This is a genomic window from Indolivaga capnocytophagoides DSM 22835 (assembly GCF_000426485.1).
In the GTDB taxonomy this organism is placed as follows: Bacteria; Bacteroidota; Bacteroidia; order Bacteroidales; family Dysgonomonadaceae; genus Dysgonomonas_A; species Dysgonomonas_A capnocytophagoides.
Genome location: NZ_AUFL01000023.1, coordinates 21,349 through 27,609, shown reverse-complemented (window position 1 = coordinate 27,609; position 6,261 = coordinate 21,349). Strand labels below are relative to the sequence as shown.

Sequence of the window (6,261 nt, the reverse complement as noted above, 5' to 3'; positions counted from 1 at the left end):
ACATTTTTATTTTGGCGAAAAGGGTCAAACATATTTTGGTACATGGGGGCAATTTAGACTGGCACGAGGGGGCAACGCTCACTGGATTTTCCATGATGGAATATATCCGAAGATTCGATAAAGGGGAAAACCGCAAAACTAACAAAGAGCGTATTCAATATGAATATGGGAAAAGGCTCGCTGTAGTGAAACTAAAAAGTACAATAGACAAAGAAAAAAGAAAAATCATTATCAAACAGATCAAGGCTTTTGACAAGGAAAGATCCTTAATCTCATGTGGAGACGAAATGGATTGTGATTACAGAAGAATGAAGTATGTAAGGTATGCAGACGATTTTCTGATTGGAATAATTGGTAGTAAAGAAGACGCAATGAGAATCAAGGAGGATATAAAGAATTTTCTTCAATCCAAATTGAGGCTTGAGTTGTCGGACGAAAAAACACTGATTACCCACACTGAGAAATCCGCAAAGTTCCTTGGGTATGAAATCTATGTTCGCAAGTCCAACCTTACCAAGAGGAATAAAATAGGTCGCATAAGGAGAGCTTTCAATAAGAAAGTATATCTAAAACTGACAGCGGATGTTATGAAAAAGAAGTTGCTTGAATATGGTGTATTGGAAATCAAAATACACAATGGAAAAGAGCAATGGAAACCAAAATCCCGAGTACAGTTTATCAACAATGACGATCTGGAAATTCTTGAAAGGTATAATGCTGAAATCAGAGGTCTCTACAATTATTATTCAATAGCCAATAACTGTTCGGTAATGAACGCCTTTAAGTACATTATGGAATACAGTATGTATAAAACTTTTGCTTGTAAATATCGGACATCTGTTGTAAAGATATGTCGTAAATATAAGAAATACAATGTGTTTACTGTAAACTTCAAAAACAAGAAAGGTGAAAATAAAATCAGAGTCTTTTACAATGAGGGTTTTAAACGAAAGAACACCAATTATCATTCATGGGTGGACAATCTCACAGCACCATTTAGCATAAGTACAACTAGTTTGGTTGATAGGCTAAAGGCAAATGTATGTGAGTTATGCGGAGCAACAGATAGAAAATTACATATGCATCATGTGAGAAAACTCAAAGGTTTAGATAATAAGAAACCTTGGGAAAGACACATGATTGCAAGACGTCGAAAAACTATCGCACTGTGTGCAAGTTGTCACAAACTGACTGATATTGGAAAGAAAGACTGATACTTTGGTGGAGAGCCGTATACGCCGGAAGGTGTACGTACGGTTCGGAGGCGAGTGCTTGGAAACCAATCATAGTAATATGATATGGCGCTGGGTGCTTAGCCTACATCACAAAATTTTGTTTCCGATTGTAACAATCATCGTTATGGAAGTTTTCATCAATAAGATGCGTCGTTTACAGGGAATCAGAAAGATGATATTAATTGAGGAGGCATGGAAAGCGATTGCTAAAGAGGGTATGGCAGAGTACATTAAGTACCTTTTTAAGACCGTCCGAAAATTCTTCGGCGAGGCAATCGTTGTCACTCAAGAGGTGGACGATATCATCGCATCACCTATCGTTAAGGAGTCCATTATCAACAACTCCGACTGCAAGATTCTCTTAGATCAGCGTAAGTACATGAACAAGTTTGATAGCATCCAAGCTCTGTTGGGGCTGACCGAAAAAGAAAAAAGTCAGGTGCTGTCCATCAATATGTCCAATAATCCGAACCGAAAATACAAGGAAGTATGGTTTGGATTAGGTGGTGTTCAGTCTGCTGTATATGCCACAGAAGTGAGTTTGGAAGAGTATTTTACGTTCACAACGGAAGAAATGGAGAAGCTGGAAGTTGCCAAGAAAACCGAAGAGTTGGATGGCAATATTGAGTTGGCTATTAAACAAATAGCAGAAGGTAAACGCAAGTAAAAAACGAAAAGCTATGTTCAGTCAATGTAATATAATTGATTCCTGTTCCACTTCTACAGATTTTTCCATGCGGGAGATTACGGGGCGTTGGGTAAGTAGAGAAGGTGCACCTGCGATAAGAATATATCGAAATATCTTCCGAAAAGGAGGAGGTGGTATCCGGCTTTGCATTACTTACAACAACCCGCTGGTGGTCTGTGATTGTACGGTCTACAATGTATTCAGGATGCATTACATTGAACTGTATGAGCGTATCACAATTACTTACAATAGGGAGCAAGAGGTCTTACACCTTTCCGCTTTCGGAGAATATGTCCGTCAGGAGGATTAGTCCATTAGGGGCTACCTCCGACCTTCGGACGATAAACGAATAGTAACAATTAAAAATAACGAATATGAAAAAGATAGTTTTCTGCCTTATGGCACTTATGGTACTATGTACCTATCAGGCAAAAGCACAGTGGACAGTGATTGATCCCTCCAATCTGGCACAAAATATATTGACTGTTTCCAAAACAGCCACAACAGCCAGCAATGTGATTAATTCTTTTAAGGAAATGCAGAAAATTTACGATCAGGGGAAACAGTATTACGACAAATTGGAGTCGGTACACAATCTAATCAAAGATGCTCGCAAAGTGAAAGAAACGGTAGAATTGGTCAGTGAAATATCCCAGATCTATTCTACCAATTTCAACAAGATGTTATCCGATCGGAATTTTAGCGTTAACGAGTTGGAAGCCATATCTACCGGATATGCCAAACTGTTGAACGAAAGTGGTAACCTGCTTGCAGATATAAAAAATGTCGTTTCCATCTCTAATGGGCTTTCAATGACTGATGCCGAGCGTATGTCAATCATAGATGATATACACGCCAAGATGCTCGAACATCGCAACCTTGTCCGCTACTTTTCCAAGAAAAGCATTTCCGTTTCCTTTATCCGCAGTCAGGAGAAAGGTGATTTGGCGAGAGTGAAAAGCCTGTATGGTAATCCATCCGAAAGATATTGGTAACCATGACACTGCTTGCAATAGATTTTGACAACCTGCATCAGCTTCTTCGCAATCTGTATCAGGATATGATGCCCCTTTGTGGCGACATGGTAGGTGTAGCCAAAGGGATAGCCGGACTCGGTGCTCTCTTTTATGTTGCTTCCCGTGTATGGCAAGCCTTGGCACGGGCAGAACCGATAGATGTATATCCTCTGCTCAGACCATTTGTCATCGGGCTATGCATCATGTTCTTTCCGACTTTTGTACTCGGCACAATCAACGCTGTTATGTCGCCTGTGGTAAAAGGAACACATACCGTATTGGAGACACAAATAACAGATGTGCATGCTCTGCAAGCTGAGAAAGATCAACTGGAGTACGATGCAAGGCTGCGTGAAGGGAAGGCATGGCTGGTCGATGACGAGGTGTACGACCAAAAGATGAAAGATCTCGGAATTACTGATGCTGCCGAAATGATCTCTATGTGGGGAGAACGTACCTGGTACGATATGAAAATGTGGTTTCGCCAACTGATTCGGGATTTCTTTGAGTTGTTGTTCAATGCTGCTGCTCTTACCATTGATACCCTGCGAACGTTTTTCCTGGTGGTGCTGTCAATCTTAGGTCCTCTGGCATTTGCCCTCTCTGTTTATGACGGTTTTCAATCCACATTGACCAATTGGATTTCACGCTATATCTCGGTCTATTTATGGCTACCCATTTCCGATCTGTTCTCGGCTGTATTATCTAAAATTCAGGCACTCATGCTGCAAATGGATATAGACCTGTTAAGAGATCCGTCCTATGTACCGGATGCCAGTAACGGAGTATATATCATATTCTTTATCATCGGCATTATAGGATATTTTTCTATTCCTAGTGTTGCGGGCTGGGTTATTCAGGCTGGTGGCGGTAGTGCTACACGCGGAGTAAACACAATGGCAAGTAAAGGAGCTGCAATGGCAGGAGGTGTTGCCGGAGCTGCCGCAGGCAATGTAGCCGGTCGTCTGATGGGGAAGTGAGTCACTTCTGACAATTATTTACACTTTAAATAGAAAATATGGAATTTAAATCATTAAAAAATATAGAAACATCATTCAAACAGATACGTCTGTTCGGTATTGTCTTTGTCTGTATGTGTGCTGCCATAACGGGTTACTCGGTATGGTCGTCGTACAACTTTGCCGAAGCACAACGCCAGCGTATCTATGTATTGGACGGTGGCAAGTCCTTGATGCTTGCCCTGTCCCAAGATATGACACAAAACAGACCAGTGGAAGCACGAGAGCACGTCAAGCGTTTCCACGAGCTGTTTTTCACCCTCTCACCCGATAAGAAAGCCATCGAGAGCAACGTAAACAGAGCATTATTTCTTGTCGATAAATCGGCTTTCAAATACTATCAGGATATGGCAGAAAAAGGGTATTACAACCGTATCGTGTCGGGGAATATTAACCAAATCGTGCAGGTGGATAGTATTGCCTGTGATTTCGATAGCTACCCTTACAAGGCGGTAACTTATGCCAAACAGATGATTATTAGAGAGAGTAACCTCACCGAACGCAGTATGGTTACCCGTTGCAATCTGATCAACTCGGTACGCTCTGACAATAACCCTCACGGCTTCACGATGGAGAAATTCGAGATTGTGGAGAACCGGGATATTCGGATATCGGAAAGATAGGTAAAGCTATGATACGAAAGATAATGAAACACATCAATGAATGGTTGGAGGACGGCCTGCGAGGAATACTCGGCAGGCTGACCCCTGACAGACGGATTATCCTTGTAATAGCGATGTTCTTTGTTTTTGGCGGTCTTTCCATCTACATGACCTTTTCTTCTATTTACAATTTCGGTAAAAACAAGGCAGAAAAGATGCAGATAGAGCAGATCGAATCGCTGAAACTACAAGTGGAACAACAGCGAGATAGTATTAACAATCTAAAATCAGTAGAATAATGGAACAGGAAGATTTGAATAAAGGAATACCGCCACAAACGGGGACTATTCCTGAAGAACAGCCATCTGTACCGGAAAATAAATCGGAAGCGAAGAAAGAACCTCAGAAACCACCAAAGCAAGAGCTTTCAATGGCGGAGAGACAGAAGCGAAAGAAGTTATTGATCATGCCTCTATTCTTCTTAATATTCGGTGGTGCGATGTGGCTGATCTTTGCTCCCTCGGATGATGGGAAAGAGCAGGCGGTAGGACTCACGGGATTCAATGCCGAACTACCCGTACCCAAAGACGAAGGCATTGTGGAAGGCAAGCGGGATGCCTATGAGCGGGAAGCGATGCGACAAAAGGAACAAGAGAAAATGAAGTCTTTACAGGATTTTTCTTCTATGTTCAACGATACCGAGCAAAGCAATTATGAACAAAAGGACAATGCCTATAATACGTCGCTACAAGTAGAACAGCCCAGAAGTTCAGCTCCCCGTGCAATACAATCATCAGCAACGGCTTATCAGGACATCAACAAGCAATTAGGTGATTGGTACGAAAAGCCTGCTGAAACAGGTAGACAATCGCAGTTTGCTATGGAACAGCGGATTCAGGAATTGGAACGAAAGCAAGAAGAATCTGAAGCGAAAAAAGCAGAAGAGGACGAACAGACCGCTTTACTTGAGAAATCCTACCAAATGGCAGCACGCTATATGCCTATGCAGGTAGGAGAACAACAGGTAGAAGAAGCAAGTGTGATACGCACAGGCGATAAGGTTAAGGTAGAAGCCGTTAAACAAGTACATCACAATGTTGTATCTCTATTGGCTGCTCCGATGTCCAATGATGAATTTATAGCTTTATACAGCAAGCCCCGAAACAGGAATTTTCTCACTGCTGCAGGTAATGAGGGAATACAGGATAAAAACAGCATCCGTGCTTGTGTAAACCAGACCGTAACCCTGACTAATGGCAAAGAAGTACAACTTCGTCTTTTAGAGCCAATGCGGGCAGGCAACATCCTGATCCCTGCCAATACCTTGGTGACAGGAGCTTGTCGTATTGGTGGCGAACGTCTGGAGGTAATGATCAACTCCATTCAGTATGCAGGAAACATTATTCCGGTTGAACTGCAAGTGTACGATATGGATGGTCAGTCCGGGATCTCTATTCCCAACAACGACGAGGTAAAAGCGGCAAAGGAAGTAGCCGCTACATTGGCATCGTCGGCAGGAAGAAGTATTATGATTTCGGATAATGCAGGCTCACAATTGGCTGCCGATATGGGCAAAGGTTTGATACAAGGGGCTTCGCAATACATCAGCAAAAAGATGAGTGTAGTAAAAGTTACCCTCAAAGCAAACTACAAGCTTCTGTTACTACCCAAAGAAAACTAAACAAGAAAAGCCACTAAAAA

7 protein-coding genes and 1 pseudogene are annotated in these 6,261 nt (G+C 42.0%); all 8 read left to right on the top strand.

Going from position 1 to position 6,261, the window contains the following annotated elements; translation table 11 throughout:
• The coding region (locus K322_RS19365; protein ID WP_260203854.1) for an HNH endonuclease at positions 1-1,214 on the top strand (1,214 nt) is incomplete at its 5' end.
• 109 nt (positions 1,215-1,323) lie between these two features.
• A pseudogene (locus tag K322_RS19360) lies at positions 1,324-1,902 on the top strand (TraG family conjugative transposon ATPase); the annotation flags it as partial.
• A 13-nt stretch (positions 1,903-1,915) separates the two neighbouring features.
• Positions 1,916-2,233, top strand: a complete 318-nt coding sequence (locus tag K322_RS20670) for a DUF3876 domain-containing protein (protein ID WP_084158577.1) — start codon at positions 1,916-1,918, stop codon at positions 2,231-2,233.
• A gap of 64 nt (positions 2,234-2,297) precedes the next feature.
• Positions 2,298-2,918, top strand: a complete 621-nt coding sequence (locus K322_RS0112715; RefSeq protein WP_026627234.1) for a DUF4141 domain-containing protein — start codon at positions 2,298-2,300, stop codon at positions 2,916-2,918.
• Between the two features lie 2 nt (positions 2,919-2,920).
• Positions 2,921-3,919: a conjugative transposon protein TraJ gene (gene traJ, locus K322_RS0112710; RefSeq protein ID WP_035332065.1), complete on the top strand. Its 999-nt coding sequence runs from the start codon at positions 2,921-2,923 to the stop codon at positions 3,917-3,919.
• Between the two features lie 38 nt (positions 3,920-3,957).
• The gene (gene traK / locus K322_RS0112705) at positions 3,958-4,581 is read left to right on the top strand and encodes a conjugative transposon protein TraK (protein ID WP_026627232.1); all 624 of its coding nucleotides are present in this window, start codon (positions 3,958-3,960) and stop codon (positions 4,579-4,581) included.
• 8 nt (positions 4,582-4,589) lie between these two features.
• Complete coding sequence (locus K322_RS0112700) at positions 4,590-4,859, top strand: TraL conjugative transposon family protein (RefSeq protein WP_026627231.1); 270 nt, start codon at positions 4,590-4,592, stop codon at positions 4,857-4,859.
• Complete coding sequence (gene traM / locus K322_RS0112695) at positions 4,859-6,241, top strand: conjugative transposon protein TraM (RefSeq protein ID WP_026627230.1); 1,383 nt, start codon at positions 4,859-4,861, stop codon at positions 6,239-6,241. Before K322_RS0112700 ends, traM begins: the two co-directional genes overlap by 1 nt.
• Positions 6,242-6,261: the final 20 nt, after the last annotated feature.

What these genes read in the sequence shown, in the direction of transcription:
- K322_RS20670 (WP_084158577.1), top strand. Translation starts at nt 1,916, where the DNA reads ATGTTCAGTCAATGTAATATAATTGATTCCTGTTCCACTTCTACAGAT.
- K322_RS0112715 (WP_026627234.1), top strand. Translation starts at nt 2,298, where the DNA reads ATGAAAAAGATAGTTTTCTGCCTTATGGCACTTATGGTACTATGTACC.
- traJ (WP_035332065.1), top strand. Translation starts at nt 2,921, where the DNA reads ATGACACTGCTTGCAATAGATTTTGACAACCTGCATCAGCTTCTTCGC.
- traK (WP_026627232.1), top strand. Translation starts at nt 3,958, where the DNA reads ATGGAATTTAAATCATTAAAAAATATAGAAACATCATTCAAACAGATA.
- K322_RS0112700 (WP_026627231.1), top strand. Translation starts at nt 4,590, where the DNA reads ATGATACGAAAGATAATGAAACACATCAATGAATGGTTGGAGGACGGC.
- traM (WP_026627230.1), top strand. Translation starts at nt 4,859, where the DNA reads ATGGAACAGGAAGATTTGAATAAAGGAATACCGCCACAAACGGGGACT.